Origin of the sequence: Massilia sp. MP_M2 (assembly GCF_039123635.1) — a bacterium.
Taxonomy (GTDB): Bacteria; Pseudomonadota; Gammaproteobacteria; order Burkholderiales; family Burkholderiaceae_D; genus Telluria.
The window spans coordinates 306,957-322,571 of the sequence record NZ_JBCHJF010000001.1 but is presented as its reverse complement, the minus strand read 5'-3'; the positions used below and the strand labels follow the sequence as shown (position 1 = coordinate 322,571).

The 15,615-nt window shown below is 64.7% G+C and carries 14 protein-coding genes; 10 read left to right on the top strand and 4 right to left on the bottom strand.

What is annotated here, in order from left to right; genetic code table 11:
- Positions 1 to 63: 63 nt before the first annotated feature.
- Both RCH14_RS01465 and RCH14_RS01460 read right to left on the bottom strand, forming a co-directional pair.
- A complete protein-coding gene (locus tag RCH14_RS01465) occupies positions 64 to 2,247 on the bottom strand; it encodes a metallophosphoesterase (RefSeq protein ID WP_343024387.1) in 2,184 nt (727 codons plus the stop codon).
- A gap of 85 nt (positions 2,248 to 2,332) precedes the next feature.
- The gene (locus tag RCH14_RS01460) at positions 2,333 to 4,087 is read right to left on the bottom strand and encodes a glutamine--tRNA ligase/YqeY domain fusion protein (protein ID WP_343024386.1); all 1,755 of its coding nucleotides are present in this window, start codon (positions 4,085 to 4,087) and stop codon (positions 2,333 to 2,335) included.
- Between the two features lie 199 nt (positions 4,088 to 4,286).
- Between RCH14_RS01460 and RCH14_RS01455 the strand changes: the two genes are divergently transcribed.
- Genes RCH14_RS01455 through RCH14_RS01435 form a run of 5 tightly spaced genes read left to right on the top strand, consistent with a single transcriptional unit; the run spans position 4,287 to position 8,031 of the window.
- Positions 4,287 to 4,580 carry a DnaJ domain-containing protein gene (locus tag RCH14_RS01455; RefSeq protein WP_343024385.1) on the top strand — a complete coding sequence of 98 codons (294 nt, stop codon included), beginning with the start codon at positions 4,287 to 4,289 and terminating at the stop codon, positions 4,578 to 4,580.
- 48 nt (positions 4,581 to 4,628) lie between these two features.
- A complete protein-coding gene (locus RCH14_RS01450) occupies positions 4,629 to 5,138 on the top strand; it encodes a hypothetical protein (protein WP_343024384.1) in 510 nt (169 codons plus the stop codon).
- Positions 5,128 to 5,919: a hypothetical protein gene (locus tag RCH14_RS01445; RefSeq protein WP_343024383.1), complete on the top strand. Its 792-nt coding sequence runs from the start codon at positions 5,128 to 5,130 to the stop codon at positions 5,917 to 5,919. The genes RCH14_RS01450 and RCH14_RS01445 overlap by 11 nt, the downstream gene beginning before the upstream one ends.
- Before the next feature lie 14 nt (positions 5,920 to 5,933).
- Entirely contained in the window at positions 5,934 to 6,812 is an 879-nt protein-coding gene (locus RCH14_RS01440; protein WP_343024382.1) for a hypothetical protein, read from the top strand.
- A gap of 10 nt (positions 6,813 to 6,822) precedes the next feature.
- On the top strand, positions 6,823 to 8,031 hold the full coding sequence (locus tag RCH14_RS01435) for an MFS transporter (protein WP_343024381.1): 1,209 nt from the start codon (positions 6,823 to 6,825) through the stop codon (positions 8,029 to 8,031).
- 108 nt (positions 8,032 to 8,139) lie between these two features.
- Here RCH14_RS01435 and infA read toward each other — a convergent pair whose 3' ends face one another.
- Positions 8,140 to 8,406, bottom strand: a complete 267-nt coding sequence (gene infA / locus RCH14_RS01430; RefSeq protein WP_343024380.1) for a translation initiation factor IF-1 — start codon at positions 8,404 to 8,406, stop codon at positions 8,140 to 8,142.
- 451 nt (positions 8,407 to 8,857) lie between these two features.
- Between infA and RCH14_RS01425 the strand changes: the two genes are divergently transcribed.
- From RCH14_RS01425 to RCH14_RS01410, 4 genes are read left to right on the top strand one after another with little or no spacing between them, the layout of a single operon-like run.
- Entirely contained in the window at positions 8,858 to 10,360 is a 1,503-nt protein-coding gene (locus RCH14_RS01425) for an ATPase domain-containing protein (RefSeq protein WP_343024379.1), read from the top strand.
- Positions 10,347 to 12,083 carry a response regulator gene (locus tag RCH14_RS01420; RefSeq protein WP_343024378.1) on the top strand — a complete coding sequence of 579 codons (1,737 nt, stop codon included), beginning with the start codon at positions 10,347 to 10,349 and terminating at the stop codon, positions 12,081 to 12,083. Before RCH14_RS01425 ends, RCH14_RS01420 begins: the two co-directional genes overlap by 14 nt.
- 27 nt (positions 12,084 to 12,110) lie before the next feature.
- On the top strand, positions 12,111 to 12,668 hold the full coding sequence (locus RCH14_RS01415; protein ID WP_343024377.1) for a sigma-70 family RNA polymerase sigma factor: 558 nt from the start codon (positions 12,111 to 12,113) through the stop codon (positions 12,666 to 12,668).
- The gene (locus tag RCH14_RS01410; protein WP_343024376.1) at positions 12,665 to 13,372 is read left to right on the top strand and encodes an anti-sigma factor domain-containing protein; all 708 of its coding nucleotides are present in this window, start codon (positions 12,665 to 12,667) and stop codon (positions 13,370 to 13,372) included. Before RCH14_RS01415 ends, RCH14_RS01410 begins: the two co-directional genes overlap by 4 nt.
- A 72-nt stretch (positions 13,373 to 13,444) precedes the next feature.
- Here the strand turns inward: RCH14_RS01410 and RCH14_RS01405 are convergent, their stop codons facing one another.
- Entirely contained in the window at positions 13,445 to 15,094 is a 1,650-nt protein-coding gene (locus RCH14_RS01405) for a DUF4394 domain-containing protein (RefSeq protein ID WP_343024375.1), read from the bottom strand.
- Between the two features lie 212 nt (positions 15,095 to 15,306).
- Between RCH14_RS01405 and RCH14_RS01400 the strand changes: the two genes are divergently transcribed.
- Positions 15,307 to 15,567 (top strand): hypothetical protein, encoded by a 261-nt coding sequence (locus RCH14_RS01400; protein WP_343024374.1) that lies wholly within the window; start codon positions 15,307 to 15,309, stop codon positions 15,565 to 15,567.
- Positions 15,568 to 15,615 lie beyond the last annotated feature (48 nt).

The window sequence follows — 15,615 nt, the reverse complement described above, 5'->3', positions numbered from 1 at the left end:
TGCCAGCACGGCGCCCGGCTCGTTGCGAGCGGGGCGCCGTGAGATGGCTACTACGCGGCGGGTCTAGTTGAAGCTCAACCCGTTGTTGCTGGCGTTACTGACTTTCTTGCCCTTCAGGTCGACCGTGAAATGGTCGCTCGGCTTGGCCGAGCCGAGGCCCTTGAGGATCGCGAAGACGCCCTTGAACTGCTGCTGGAACGGCACGTGCACCGGGTTCTGGTCGGACGGCTTGTCGCCGATGCGCACGATCGGCGCCGGGGTTGCCGGGAACGCCGACATCAGCACCTTGTACTGGTTCACGCGCGCCTGGCCCATGTCGCGCAGCGCCAGTTCGCCCGCATACACGGTGCGGTGGAAGTCGCCGTAGAACGCGTATGGGGTGAGGTTCGCAAAGTCGTCCAGGCGCAGGCCGGCGGCCGTGGCCAGGCGTTCGGCGCGCACCGTGGCGTCCTGCCAGTCGGTGGCCAGCGTCGAGGCGGCAACCGTGGTGCCCGGGGGCGTGCCGGCGGAGGCGCACGCGGCGGTGAGCGGCAGTACGCCAGGGGCGTCCTTCAGTTGCGCCAGCGTGACCCTGGTTTGCAACTGCGACAGGATCAGCATCTGCTTGCCGTTCAGGGCCATCGCTGCTTCCTTCATCTCGCACGGCCAGTATTCGTCCATGAAGCGCAGGCGCGACAGCTCGCCGAAGTACTGGTGCGTGAATTCGCCGTACGAACGGGTATCGAGGATGCTGCGGTCCCAGCGCTTGACGGCGTCGCCCGGCACCGAGCTGCCCTTGAGGTAATCGTTTTCGACCACGTAATGCGGGAACAGTTCGGCAAAGCGCGGCACCGTCGACAGCGATATGGTCTGGACGTCGATCGTGTCGGCGTCCTTGTAGGTGACGACCTTGTAGGCGGCGCCATACACGGCCAGCGACGGCGACTGCACATTGACGAGGTAGTTGCCGCCGCCATCGGTGTGGTCGTTGGTGCCGTTGAAGTGCATGTGGCCGCCCACGTGCAGGCGCAGACCCGTGGCCGCCACGGCGTTGGCGACGCTTGCATCCGGCACGCGCGCTGTCTGGAACGCGCCCGACTTGAAGACATCCTTCATGGCCTGCGTCTGGTTGGCGTAGAAGTCCATGGTCGGGTAGTGCGAGAAGGCCATCAGCTGCTTGCCCTCGGCCTTGGCGCGCGCGGCAACCGACTTGATGTACTCCATCAGGAACATCTTGTGGGTGATGACCTTGTTCCAGCCGGCGTTGCCGGCGCCATCGAAGCCCTTGAAGCTGGTCGGGTTGGCCGGGTCGAACTTCGCGTTCGGCACGAATACATTGGCGTCGATCGACAGCAGCCACAAGCCCTTGACCGGCTCGACCAGGTAGGTGGTGTCGATCAGCTTCGTGCACCTGGTGAAGGCTTTGCCCAGCTTGGCCTCGCCAGCAGCCTTGTAGGCGCCGCCCGAGCCTTCGGCGCAAATCTCGAATTCACGGCTCTTGCCGCTCGACTGCGCCAGCGCCGCGTCATACGTGTATTTGCCGGCGTCGTACTTGCTGAACGGGGTTTCCCACAGCAGGTCGGCCTTGTTCGGCATGAAGCCGAATTCGCCCATCTTGACCATCAGGCGTTCGGTGCCTTGTTCCATGACCTGATCGGTGCAGATCACCGTCGGATCCTTGGCCAGGCACGCCGGATTGCCGGTGGCGTAGATTTTCTGCTCCTTGCCGTCCTTGGTCAGGAAGTCGTTCTTGCCTGCTTCGTTGTCGTCGTACGGCTCGACCGGGTCGTGGTTGCCGGGCGCGATGAAAAAGCGCATGCCCTTGGCCTGGTACTGCTTCATGATCTCGGCGATGCCGTCGACGTTCATTGGCTGGGCGTCGTCGGTATAGTCGCCCGGCAGCGCGACGACGCGGATGCCCTTGGCATAGGCATCGTCAAGCGCAGCGTAGAACGCGAAGTAATTTTCGTTGAACAGGCGCGTGGAGGTCAGCTGCGCATACATCGTGCGGATGGTCGCGTTCTTGCCGTCCTTGGTCGGAATGCCGGCGAACTGGCTGCTCTTGAAGTCGCCGTAGACATTCTGGAAGTGCACATCGCTCATGAAGGCGACGGCGGTGCTCACCGGCGTCGGCGCCGGTACCGGGTTTTGCACCGGCGGCGGCATGACGACGGGCGCGTCGCTGTCACCGGGACTGCAGCCTGCCAGCAAGGCCAGCAGGGAAAGCGCCGCGCAGGCAGCAGCGCGGTGGTGCATTGGACGGGTCATGCAATTACTCCGGTCATCAAGATGCCGGGAGGATGACATCGTTGCATGACCGGATGGTTACATGGCAGGCTGTATGGCCTGCTGACTACTTGCCCCAGCTGTCCTTGAGCGTCGTCACGCGGTTGAAGACGGGCTTGCCCGGCGTCGAATCGACACGATCGGCCACGAAGTAGCCGTGGCGCTCGAACTGGAAGCGCTGGTCGCCCACGGCATCCTTCAGGCCAGGTTCCAGATACGCGGTGATCGTCTCGAGCGCATTCGGATTGAGCACCGACTTGAAGTCCTTGCCGCCGGCGTCCGGCTGCGCGTCCAGGAACAGGCGGTCGTACAGGCGCACTTCGGCTTCGAGCGCGCCCGCCGCGCTGACCCACGTGATGTTGCCCTTGACCTTGTAGGTGTCCGCGCCCGGCGTACCCGACTTCGAATCTTCGAAGTACTTGACGTGGACGGCGCTGACCTTGCCGTCGGCATCCTTGTCAAAGCCCGTGCACTCGACCACGTAGCCATACTTCAGGCGCACGCGGCTGCCCGGCAGATCGCCCTGCGGGGGCGTGAAGCGGAAGTAGCCCTTGACCGGCGTTTCCATGAAGTCTTCCTGCTCGATCCACAGTTCGCGCGTGAACGGGAAGGTGCGCTTGCCCATCTCGGGATGGTGCGGGTGCACGGGCGAGCTGCACTCGTGCGACTCGCCTTCGGGGAAGTTGTCGACGATGAGCTTTAGCGGACGCAGCACGGCAATCGCGCGCGGCGCCTTTGGGTCGAGATCATCACGCAGCGCGCCTTCGAGCGTGCTCATATCGATCCAGCCGTCGGCTTTCGACACGCCGATGCGCTCGCAGAACAGCTGCAGCGATTCGGGCGTGTAGCCGCGCCGGCGCAGGCCAACGATGGTCGGCATGCGCGGATCGTCCCAGCCGGTGACGGTGCCGTCGTCGACCAGCGCGCGCAGCTTGCGCTTGGAGGTCACGACATAGGTCAGGTTCAGGCGCGCGAATTCATACTGGCGCGGCACCGGGCGCTTGAAAAAGCCGCCTTCGGCCAGCGTCTCGACCAGCCAGTCGTAGAACGGGCGGTGATCCTGGAATTCCAGCGTGCACAGCGAGTGCGTGATGTTTTCGATCGCATCCGAGATCGGGTGCGTGTAGTCGTACATCGGGTAGATGCACCAGGCGTCGCCCGTGCGGTGGTGGTGCGCATGGCGGATGCGGTACAGGGCCGGGTCGCGGTTGGTCATGATCGGCGAGGACATCGCGTCTTCGCTCATCTTGGCGCGCAGGATGTGTTCGCCGTCCTTGTACTTGCCGGCCTTCATGTCGCGGAACAGCTGCAGCGATTCTTCGACCGGACGGTCGCGAAAGCGCGAATTGGTGCCCAGCGTGCCGAAATTGCCGCGGTTCTTGGCCATCTCTTCAGCGCTCTGGCTGTCAACATAGGCTTTGCCATTCTGGATCAGGTACTCGGCCATCGCGTACAGCTGGTCGAAATAGTCACTGGCGTAGTACAGGTGCTCCTGACCCTCCTGCTGCCACGAGAAACCAAGCCACTTGACGCTATCGATGATCGTGTCGACGTATTCCTGGTCTTCCTTCTCGGGATTGGTGTCGTCGAAACGCAGGTGGCACAGGCCGCCGTAGTCGCGCGCCAGGCCGAAGTTCAGGCAGATCGATTTGGCGTGGCCGATGTGCAGGTAGCCGTTCGGCTCGGGCGGGAAGCGCGTGATCACGGGCGGCAGGCCCTCACGGGCATGCGTGCCGGCGGCCAGGTCGGATTCGACGATGGCACGCACAAAGTTCGACGACGGTGCGTTGCCCGGCGCCGGGGAATTCTTGTCGTTGCTCATGAGATAGTTCTGGGAGGGTAAGTTGTCGGGCATTTTACCGTAGACAGCGGCCCTGTAGCGTGCCCTTGTCGTTACCTCGCCTGCCGTTGCCCCCATCCGGTCAAAGCGGGCGCTCGCGCCCCGTCGAACCTTTTCTATAGGATAATCTCCCTTTAAACCGTGATTCATTGCCAGACGGCTGACGCCGGGAGAGTTTCTGTTGGAAAATTTATATGCGATCCTCGGCGTGGCCCCGAATGCCACCGACGACGAGATCAAGAAGGTCTACCGTTCGCTGGCCATGCGCTACCACCCGGACCGCAACCAGGCACCGGGCGCGGAGGCGCGCTTCAAGGCCGTGAGCAAGGCGTATGAGATCCTCTCGGACCGCACGAAGCGCGACGAATACAATCAGAGCGTGAACCACCGCATCGTGCTTGACGCCGAAGCCGAAGCCTTCGAGCTGTGGCGCTCGCTGTTCGCCCTGAACGGCGTCAACCTGCCCGCACACTGACGCTCCGGCCGCCGATGCGGCCCGCCAAACACATCTACAGGATACAAAATGAAAAACGTACATCCCGAATTCTCTTTCCAGTCGCGTGAACTGGAAGGCCAGATCGAGGGCACCCTGGGCGACCCGCCGAATCGCAAGAACTACGACATGATGGTGAACGCGCTGGTGTCCGAATACGCCGACGGCGGCGGCATCGACGACGTCAACATGATGGCCTTCGCGCTGGTCGACAAGATCCGCTTTCTGGACGCCAAGGGCCTGATGGGCGAAGCGCTCGACTACGCCGACGGCGACCCGGTCAAGGTGTTCGCGATGGCCGAATGCACGGGCGACGATGGCGCCAGGATGTACGAAGCGATGACGACCAACTTCCCCGAACTGGCGCGCCAGGCGATCATCACCGCGTTCCTGTTCAAGAACCAGAATCGCTGGGACGACGAAGACCAGTCGCTTGAGCAGCTGGGCCGCAACGACGATGGCGACGATGTCGACGAAAACGGCGAAGCAACCGACGACTTCAGCGGCCTGTTCGACGAAGGAGACCGCGATGAGCGATGACACCGGCAGCAAGAATGAACACTTGCCAGCCTTGATACAGCAGGTGGGTGACCTGGTGCTGGCCGGCTCGCTCGACCACGCCGAAGAGGTGTTCTCGAAAGCGGCCGACGAGCATGGTGACTACGCCGTGGCGCAGGTGCTGAGCGATTTGCCACCGCAAGTGACGGCGCTGCACCTGGCTGGCTTTGACGGCGGCAAGACGTCGCTGGCCACGATGCTGGTGCCGCCCAAGGCCTGGGCCGACAGCCTGGCCTATATCGCCGCGACCTGGCCCGACAACCTGATCGAGGACGATCCCGAGCGCATCGCCGAAAACCTGTTCAATCACGTTCATGGCGTGGTCTATGCGCAGGACGACGAAGAGCGCCGCAACGAATTGCTCGAAGCGGCGTCCGCTACCGACCATGGCGCGACGATCTTTGCGATCATGTGGTCGCTGGCCCCGCGCGAAATCCTCGAAGTGGCGGGCGAAATCCTGTCCAAGGGGCGTTACGTGAGCGGCCAGACGAGCGCCGACAGCGACATCGTGCCGCTGGCGGTCGACCTGGCCAAGGCCAGCGAAGATGGCTGGGAGCGTTCGCTGCTCGAGCTGTTTCCTGAATTCAGGCACAGCGCCGAGATGGCCGAGATCCACCTGCCGGACGATCCGGACGAAGAGTCCGAGTTCATGCAGCGCTCGACGCGCGACCTGCTGCTGCGCCTGCGCCGGCAAGTGCCATCCGTGCGCAGCATGCCGCGCCGCAGCCCGCGCCGCAGCCTGGGCTCGGACATCTTTTCGTGACGGCAGGCTCCATCATGTTGCCTGCCATTGTCATCGAAAAGCCGCCCCGGCTGATCCGCGCGATCCGGCTGCTGCCGGTCGACGCTACGGCGGATGAGGCGGCGATCCTGGCCGACGAACTGTCCGGCATCACCGCCATGGTGGCCGAAAAGTTCACCAACGACCGCACCGCCGAAGGTATCGGGCGCGCGCTGCTGTTGACCATCGGCGGCATCTCGCTGGGTCTCGAACACCTGATCCAGACCGAGGAAGAGGGCGACCTCGATGCACTCGACATCCTGATCGGGGAAGGCGCCGAGCACGCGTTCCAGGCAGGTTTTCGCCTGATCCGCGAGCTCTCTGCGCTGCCCGAGGACAGCCTGGTGGGCGAATACGACCTCGATCCCATTTATTCGCAGCGGCGCCTGAAAGAACTGTTCGTCGATATCTGCACGGCCGATCCGGGCGAATCGTGGTCGGGCTACGAGCGCTATCTGGGCCAGGTGCGCCAGCGCCAGGAAGTCCAGGCAGTGGTCAAGGCGGCCGAGTGGCTGCGCAAGCACCACTACGAAGGCGCGGTGGTCGATCCGGACCTGAATGCCGAAGGCGTGATCGCGATGGCGATCATCTTCGCAGCCGAAGGCGGCGCGCGCATCACGGCGCGCACCGGCCAGCGCGAGTTCGAACGCTTTGTCAAGGCGGTGCGCAAGCACAAGCCCGACTTCGAGGCCGGCTGGGCCGAGCTGATGGCACGTGTGCCGCCGGCGCACCAAGCCGTGATCGCCGCGCGCATCGCGACCTACCGCGCCAGTTGCACGGTGCTGCAACTGATCGACACGACGGCAACGATGAAGCAGCTGTTCGCCGAAATGGAAAACTACGCCGGGTCGGAGCTCGATCCCGAGTATCCGTGAAAGATCGCCGGTGACCACGCCGGGCATGCGCATTGCCGCCGGCAGCGTGGCGTTCCGGCGCATCAACCGTGCCATGGCCTTTGGCGGGTTTTCCACCTTCGCGCTGCTGTATTGCGTGCAGCCTTTGATGCCGCTGCTGGGCCGCGACTTCGGGTTGTCACCCGCACAAAGCAGTCTGGTGCTGTCGGTGGCGACCGCCACGCTGGCCCTGGCGCTGCTGGGTTCGAGCAACGTTGCCGAGCGCTTCGGGCGCAAGAAGGTCATGGTTGCCTCGATGTTCAGTGGCGCCGTCTTCACGCTGGCATGCGCGTTCGCCGCCGATTACAGTCACCTGGTGGCGCTGCGCGCGTGCATGGGCCTGATGCTGGGCGGCTTGCCGGCGGTGGCGATGGCTTATCTGGGCGACGAGATCGAACCGACTTCGCTGGGCCTGTCGATGGGCATGTATATCAGCGGCAGCGCCTTTGGCGGCATGACCGGGCGCGTGCTATCGGCCTTCATCAGCGATTTCGCGTCGTGGCGCATCGCGCTGGGCGTGCTGGGCGCGGCCGGGCTGTACGCGGCGTGGGAATTCTCGCGCAGCCTGCCGGCCTCGCGCCATGGCGCGACGCTGCCGGCACGCGGCCCGGGCTTTGTCGCCGGTGTGCGCATTCACTTGCGCGATCCGGGGCTGCCGTGGCTGTTCGCGCTGTCGTTCCTGCTGATGGGCGCGTTCATCACGCTGTACAACTACATCGGCTACCGCCTGCTGGGGGCGCCGTTCAATCTGCGGCCGAGTGCCGTCGGGCTGCTATCGTTGCTGTACCTGCTGGGCATCGTCAGTTCGATGTGGGCGGGCAAGCTGGCCGACCGGCTCGGACGGCGCAATGTGCTGTGGCTCATGATGGGGCTGATGATTTCTGGTCTGCTGATCACGCTGGCCGAATCGCTGGTGGCGATCGTGCTGGGCGTGGGTCTGGCGACCTTTGGTTTTTTTGCCTCGCACTCGGTGGCCAGCAGCTGGGTAGGGCGGCGCGCGCGGTCCCCGCAGGCGCTGGCCTCGGGCATCTACCTGTTCTTTTATTACCTGGGCTCGAGCGTGGTGGGCTGGTCGGGCGGGTATGTCTACGAGCACTGGGGCTGGACCGGCGTCGTGACCTTGCTGGCGGGGCTGCTGGGAGCGGGCCTGGGGATTGCGCTGCATCTGCGGCGACTGGCGCCGTTGCCGATCGACTACTAGCCGGAGTAATTAAACAAGCGAATAACGGGGCAATGCCGGTGCGGTGCGACGCTTGAAAAAGCGACGCACAAGTAAAAACGCCACGCTGCGAAGCGTGGCGTTGTGCGATCAGCGGCGTGCTGCGCGGTTTTGCGGGCGCGGTGCGCCGTTGGTTTTGCCAAGGTGACGGAAGGTGATCCGGCCCTTGCTCAGGTCGTATGGCGACAGTTCGAGGCTGACCTGGTCGCCGGCGATGATGCGGATATGGTTCTTGCGCATCTTGCCCGAGGTGTAAGCGATCAGCTTGTGGCCGTTTTCGCAGTCAATACGGTAGCGCGAGTCCGGCAGCACTTCAGACACGACGCCATTCATTTCGATGAGTTCTTCTTTTGCCATGATGGAGCTCCTGTAAATTTTAATATAGGGTAATCACACCAGCCTGGCGCGCGGCGCACGGGCTGGCGGATGATGCGGCCGGCTCGAAGCAGGCGGTGTCAGGATGGGAATAATATTGACTTCGCTGGGTGTTGCGGCCCGTGTGCCATCTCGTGCCGTGGCGTCGCGCTTCGCGCGAATCATTTGTCCACAGGAACACGATATGGGGACGGTAGTAGAATTTTCCAGTGGCAATCTCGTGTTGTCATTCCTGAAACTTTGTAATCGTGAAGGAGTGATCGATGCCATACAAGCGTTAGTGTAGCACGGTTGCCGGTCTGCGGCTCGTGCGCGCTCACAATGACGATATAATCCGCTCAACTTCCGTTGCAAAAAGCAACGCTTTTCATTCGGTCTCTCGCGTGCAGTCATTGTCCACGTGTTGATCGGCCGACTTTCTTGGGCTGCTCTCATGAACGACCTCGCTTCCGACTACATAGCGGGCCGCATTTCCACCGGCATCGCTGGCCTCGACGATATTTTGGGGGGCGGCTTGACGCCCCAACGCGTGTATCTGGTCGAAGGCTCGCCGGGCGCCGGCAAGACCACGCTGGGCTTGCAGTTCCTGCTCGACGGGCTGGCGCGGGGTGAGCCTGTCCTGTATGTCACGCTGTCCGAAACCGCCGATGAACTGATTGCGGTCGGTCAAAGCCACGGCTGGGACCTGGCCGCGCTGTCGATCTATGAGCTGGCAGGCGAAGACGATCTTGATGTCGATGCGCAACAGTCGGTCTTCCATCCGTCCGAAATCGAGCTGGGCGAAACCACCCGCAAGGTGATGGATCGGGTCGACGAACTGCAACCGGTGCGGGTGGTGTTCGACAGCCTGTCCGAAATGCGCTTGTTGGCGCAGAACCCGCTGCGCTATCGCCGCCAGATTCTCGCGCTCAAGCAATTTTTTTCCGCGCGGGGCTGTACCGTGCTGCTGCTCGATGACAAGACCAACCAGTCCGACCAGCAACTACACAGCATTGCCCACGGCGTCATCAGCCTGGAGCAGATCGCCCGCGACTATGGCAAGGAGCGGCGCCGCGTCAACATCGTCAAGATGCGCGGCATCCGCTTTCGTGGTGGCTACCATGACTATGCGCTCGATAAGGGCGGCATCACGATGTACCCGCGCCTGATTGCCGCCGAACATGTGCGCGACTTCGTGCCGCTGGTCGGCTCGAGTGGCTCGGACGGCTTCGACGCGCTGCTTGGCGGCGGCCTGGTTCGCGGCACCAACACGCTGATCGTCGGCCCGTCCGGCATCGGCAAGACCACGTTGTCCACACGCTGCCTGCTGGCCGCGCTCGAGCGTGGCGAAAAGGCAGCCTATTACCTGTTCGACGAAGGCCTGGGCACGTTCTTTGCCCGCAGCACGCAGCTGGGACTGGACCTGCGGCCCTATCTGGCGAGCGGCCAGCTCACGATGTGCCACTTCGATCCGGCCGAACTCTCGCCGGGTGAATTCGCACAACTGCTGCGCGACGCCGTCGAAGAGAAGAGCACGCGCTTCATGGTGATCGACAGCCTGAACGCCTACCTGCAGGCGATGCCGGGCGAACAGTTCCTGACGCTGCAGATGCACGAATTGCTGTCTTACCTGAACCAGCAGGGCGTGACCACCGTCATGATTCTGGGCCAGCACGGCCTGATGGCCGAGGCCCGCACCGACATCGACCTCAGCTACCTGAGTGACAGCACGGTGCTGATGCGCTTCTTTGAAGCGAGCGGCAACGTGCGGCGCGCCATCAGCGTGATCAAGAGCCGCACCACCCAGCACGCGCAGACGATCCACGAATTGCAACTGGGCGAGGGCGGGGTGCGCATCGGCGCGCCGCTCGTCGGTTTCGAGGGTGTGCTGACCGGGATTCCCAATTACCGGGGCGCCACGCCCATGATGGATACGGTCGCAGATGCCGGGCAATAGTCAACCGCGCACTGCGCGCGAGGAACGCATTCTGATTTTCGCGCCGCGCGGGCGCGATGCCGACGTCATGGCGTCGGTATTGCAGCGCGACGGCCTCGAGTGCAAGGCCTACACCGACTTCGCCCAGCTCGGTGCGGCGATCGAAGAGGGCGCCGGGGCGGCCATCCTGGCCGAAGAAGCACTGCAGAACATCGATGCCAGGGCCCTGCACGCCTGGCTCGAGGCGCAGGCGCCATGGTCCGACTTTCCGTTCATCGTATTGCTGGCCAAGACGGTCGGCCTGCAGCAGGGCGAGGCCCGCCAGCGCCTGGGCGACTACGGCAACGTGATCCTGCTCGAACGCCCGCTCAATGCGCAGACGCTGCGCAGCGCCAGTATCTCGGCCCTGCGCGCGCGCCGCCGCCAGTACCAGGCGCGCGACGTGCTGGCCGACCGCGAGCGCACGGCGCAAAGCCTGCACGACAGCCGGCAGGAACTGGTCGCCCTGAATGAAACGCTCGAATCGCGCATCGACGAGCGCACGCGCGCGCTGGCCCAGGCCAATGACCGCCTGATGAACGAGATCATCGAGCGCGAACGCGTGCAGCAGGCGATGGCGCAGTACCAGAAGATGGAAGCGGTCGGGCGCCTGACCGGCGGCATCGCGCACGACTTCAACAACCTGCTCAATGTCATCCAGGGCAGCATGGACCTGATCCTGTTGATGTCGAAAGACGACGTGGCCAAGGGCCGCGCCGAGATCGCGCGCCGCGCCTGCCAGCGCGGCGGCAAGCTCACGAGCCAGTTGCTGGCGTTCGCGCGCAACCAGAGCCTCGACCTGCGCGAGACCGATATCTCGCTGCTGTTCGACGGCGTGCGCGAGCTGGTGGCCAGCTCGGTTGGCTCGGCGATCCGGCTGCGCTTTGCCGTCGACGACGACTGCGCGGCGGTGCTGGCCGATGGCAACCAGATGGAGATGGCCTTGCTGAACCTGGCCATCAATGCGCGCGACGCGATGCCGGCCGGCGGCGAGCTGGTGTTCGCGGCCGCCATGTCGCCGCCGCCGCCGGGCCTGCTGGCAGACGGCGACTATGTGCGCATCGCCGTGACCGACAGCGGCGAAGGCATGGCGCCGGAACTGGTGGCCAAGGTGTTCGAGCCATTCTTCACGACCAAGGGCGTCAAGGGCACGGGGCTGGGCCTGAGCCAGGTGTACGGCATGGCGCAGCAATCGGGCGGCGCGGCGCGCATCGTCAGCGAACCGGGCGTGGGCACCACGGTGGAAATCTGGCTGCGCGCGGCCACCGATATGCACGAGGCCGAGCCGGCGCCAGTGGCGCGGATGCCGGTGGCGAGCCAGCCGGCGCGCATCCTGATCGTCGAGGACGATGATTTCGTGCGCGCCTCGATGGTCTCGTCGCTCGAAGCGCTCGGCCACCAGGTGACGCAGGCAGCCGACGGCGACGCGGGTCTCGCAGCCCTGCAACGGGCGCGGCCCGACCTCCTGATCACCGATTACCTGATGCCCGGCATGACGGGCGCCGACCTGATGGTGCGTACGCGCGCCATGTTCCCTGGCCTGCCGATGATCATCGCCACCGGGTACGCCGACATGAAGGCGATCGAGCAGGTGATCGGCGACGACATCGTGCTGCGCAAGCCGTTCCAGCTGGCCCAGCTGGCGGTGAGCGTTGGCCAGGCACTGGATCGCCAGCGCCAGCGCGACAGCGCGGCACTCGTATAATGCACTGCCACTTTCCAACGGACGATCGTGACGACCGCACCTGACCCATTCGATTATGAAGCCGCCATCGGCGCCTGCGCCCGCGGTGACCGGCATGCGCTGCGCCGGCTGTATGACCAGGAAAGCCCGCGCCTCCTGGGCGTGGCGCTGCGCATCGTGCGCGACCGCCAGAGCGCCGAAGACGTCGTGCACGACGCTTTCGTGAGCATCTGGACCCGCGCCGCGAGCTTCGAACCCACGCGTGGTTCGGGTCGCGGCTGGATGTACACGATCGTGCGCCACGCGGCGCTCGACGCCGTGCGCGACGGCGCCCACGAAGTCGGCGTCGACGAAGAAACGCTCGATGCGCTCGACGCCGACGCCTTCGACCCCACCATGCAGGATGCGTTCGAACTGCGCCAGGACATGGGCCGGCTGCACGAGTGCCTGACCCGGCTCGACCCGGCCAAGCGCAACAGCATCCTGCACGCCTATGTGGATGGCTTCTCGCACAGTGAAATCGCCGAGCGGCTCAAGTCGCCGCTGGGTACGGTCAAGGCCTGGATCAAGCGCGGCATGAGCGCACTGCGGGAGTGCATGGTATGAAGGCTACACACGATTACGACGAACTGGCCGGCCAATACGTGCTCGGCACGCTGCCACGCGCCCAGCGCCTCGAGGTCGACGCCGCGCTGACAGACAACGCCTCGCTGCTCGCCGCCGTCGCGTTCTGGGAAGCGCGGCTGCTGCCCTTGAGCACGCTGGTGGAACCGAGCACGCCACCGGCGTCGCTGTGGGCGCGCATCGAGCGCAGCCTGGGGCCTGCGGCAACACTGACGTCCAAGCCGGCGCCGGCTGCGCATGCCGGCTGGTGGGAGCGCCTGGGCCTGTGGCGCGGCCTGGCTGCCGGCGGCTTTGCCGCCGCTGCCGTGATGGCGGTGGTGGTCGGCCTGCGCGTCAACGACCTGCAGCAGCCGCACTACATGGTCGTGCTGGCCGCGCCGCAGAACGCGGCGCCGGGGTGGGTGCTCAAGATGACGGGCGCGACGACGCTGCGCCTCGAGCCCCTGGTGGCCACCGCCGTGCCGGCGCAGCGCGCGCTGCAACTGTGGACCAAGGCCGACGACTGGTCCGGCCCCGTGTCGCTGGGCCTGGTCAAGCCGGGCGAAACCGTCGAGGTCAAGCTCGACAAGCTGCCGAAGATCGTGCCGAACCAGCTGTTCGAAATCACGCTGGAACCTGAGGCCGGCTCACCGATTGGCCGTCCGACCGGGCCGATCCTGTTCATCGGCCGCGCCGTGGTCATCTAGAAATCGCGCACACCAATGGAAAAGGGCGTTCCCACGCAAGCGGGAACGCCCTTTGTTCATCCTACAGGATGATTAACGCAGCCAGATCGCGATGTCCTTGATGCCTGGCATGCCGCTGCCGATCCGCGATGTGGCCGGGGTGGCAGCGCCGCCAATCAAGGCGCCGGCGCCGGTGGTGATGTCGACGCGGTACAGCGAGGTCGGGCCACCATCGGTGGTGCGCAGGGCCGCCAGCACCAGGCCGTTGGCACCGCCGGCGACGTCCATGCCGCCATCGCCGGCGATCGTCACGCCCAGCGGGCCGACATTGACCAGCGTGCCGTCATTGGGCGGATTCTGCAGGGCCAGCACCGAGCTGGCGCTGTCGACGTCGAACAGCTGCGTCGCGGTCGCGTTCGGGACGCTGTTGGTGTAGGCAGCAGCAGCCACGATCGGGGCCACGCCGGCGCGGTTGATGGCGCCGTCGGTGGTCGTTGCGCCGGTGTCGACGTTGATGCGCAGGCTCTGGCCGCTGTTGCTGATCACGCGCAGGCGGTCGGCCACCGGGTTGAAGTCGACCGCAAATGCGGTGCCGGCAATCGCGGTGTATGGCAGCGTAGTGTCGGTGGCGTCGGCTGCCAGCGTGGCTTTCACGGTTGCCACGCCGGTGGCCGGATCGATCGTGATCAGGCGCGCGGTCGAGGTCAGGCCGTACAGCATGCCGTCACGTGGACGCACGTCGATGCCCAGCACGACTTCGCCGGCGGCCAGGCCGCTGATGGTGACGTTGGTGTCGAGCGTGTTCGGCGTGCCGACCTTGAAGCCGACCAGGCGGTTATCGTCGGTCAGGCCCAGCACGACCGGCGTCTGCGCCGCGCGCAGCGCGATGCCGCGGATGTCTTCGGTCACGCCCAGCGCGCCCACCAGCGTGGTCGGTGCAGTGGTGGCGGCCAGGTTCACGCCATACAGATTGCGTGCGCCGCCGACGGTGGCCACCATATAGCCCATGTTCGTGCGTGCATCGATGTCGAAGCCGTTGACTGCGCCGGCGACGATGCCCAGCGCGACCGGGCTGGCCAGCGTGCCGTTGTTCGGCGGGTTCTGGGTGTAGAGCGTGTTGTTGACCGCATCGATGCCGAACAGCGTCGTCGAGCCGGTGCCGGCGAACGAGTTGGTGTAGGCCGAGGCGGAAATTGCGGTATTCGCCGCGCCGCCGTTGATGCTGCCATCGGTGGTCGTCGCGCCGGTGTCGACATTGATGCGCAGGCTCTGGCCCGTGTTGCTGACGATGCGCAGGCGGTCGGCCATCGGGTTGAAGTCGACGCCGAAGTTGGTGCCGGCCAGCGCGGTGAACGCGTCGGTGGTGTCGGTCGCGTCAGCGGCCAGGCGCGACTTGTTGGTGGCCGCGCCGGTCGCGGCGTCGAGCGTATACAGGCGGCCGGTCGAACCGACGCCGTAGAGCATGCCGTCAACGGGACGCATGTCGATGCCGACCAGGTTTTCGCCGCTTTGCAGGCCGGTGACCAGCACATTGGTGCGGATGGTCGCGGGGCTGGCGCGGTCGAACGAGATCAGGCGGTTGCTGACAGTCAGGGCAACCACGTCGCCAACCGTTGCGGACGCTGGCGGCGGGGTGATCGGTGCCGGCGCAACGACATCGTCGTCGTCATCGCTGCCGCAGGCGGTCAGCGCAAGTGCGATCGAAGATACGAGGACGAGCTTGGCGAATTGTGGTTTTTGCATGATATGTCCTTATTAGTAGAATGGGTCGTCAAAGTACATCAGGGCCATGGCCCGCGGGCAGGCTGCCAGGTCGACACGGTTACTACGCGCCAGATGCAGGATTGGATGCAGCCTGCTGAAAATAAATTTTCTTTGCGTAGCCCGGCGCGTGCCTGAACCCTGTGTGCTTGTGAGAATGCACGCATTTTGATGACAATGTCGCATGTTACCGTATGGAAATACTGGTGCAGCTGTCCTGTACCAGCAACCTCTGTTTCAACGGTGTCGTCATGCGTGTTTCCCTGGGTGAGGTCGTTACCGTGCTCGCCTGTTCGTTGGCTGGTGCCGGCTCGGTCATCAGGACCTGGTCGGCCCTGTCGCATATTCAATTCACGCCGGGCTTCTACATTGCCGGCGCGCTCTTTAGCATGCTGATCTGTTCACTGTGTTTGCTGGCCTTCGCGTCGGTGCGGGCCTGGACACGGGTGCAATGAGTCCACCCTGAAGCGGCCGCGCGGCCGCCAGGGTGGAGGATGAGTCGC

What these genes read in the sequence shown, in the direction of transcription:
- RCH14_RS01465 (WP_343024387.1), bottom strand. Translation starts at nt 2,247, where the DNA reads ATGACCCGTCCAATGCACCACCGCGCTGCTGCCTGCGCGGCGCTTTCC.
- RCH14_RS01460 (WP_343024386.1), bottom strand. Translation starts at nt 4,087, where the DNA reads ATGAGCAACGACAAGAATTCCCCGGCGCCGGGCAACGCACCGTCGTCG.
- RCH14_RS01450 (WP_343024384.1), top strand. Translation starts at nt 4,629, where the DNA reads ATGAAAAACGTACATCCCGAATTCTCTTTCCAGTCGCGTGAACTGGAA.
- RCH14_RS01445 (WP_343024383.1), top strand. Translation starts at nt 5,128, where the DNA reads ATGAGCGATGACACCGGCAGCAAGAATGAACACTTGCCAGCCTTGATA.
- RCH14_RS01440 (WP_343024382.1), top strand. Translation starts at nt 5,934, where the DNA reads ATGTTGCCTGCCATTGTCATCGAAAAGCCGCCCCGGCTGATCCGCGCG.
- infA (WP_343024380.1), bottom strand. Translation starts at nt 8,406, where the DNA reads ATGGCAAAAGAAGAACTCATCGAAATGAATGGCGTCGTGTCTGAAGTG.
- RCH14_RS01425 (WP_343024379.1), top strand. Translation starts at nt 8,858, where the DNA reads ATGAACGACCTCGCTTCCGACTACATAGCGGGCCGCATTTCCACCGGC.
- RCH14_RS01420 (WP_343024378.1), top strand. Translation starts at nt 10,347, where the DNA reads ATGCCGGGCAATAGTCAACCGCGCACTGCGCGCGAGGAACGCATTCTG.
- RCH14_RS01410 (WP_343024376.1), top strand. Translation starts at nt 12,665, where the DNA reads ATGAAGGCTACACACGATTACGACGAACTGGCCGGCCAATACGTGCTC.
- RCH14_RS01405 (WP_343024375.1), bottom strand. Translation starts at nt 15,094, where the DNA reads ATGCAAAAACCACAATTCGCCAAGCTCGTCCTCGTATCTTCGATCGCA.
- RCH14_RS01400 (WP_343024374.1), top strand. Translation starts at nt 15,307, where the DNA reads ATGGAAATACTGGTGCAGCTGTCCTGTACCAGCAACCTCTGTTTCAAC.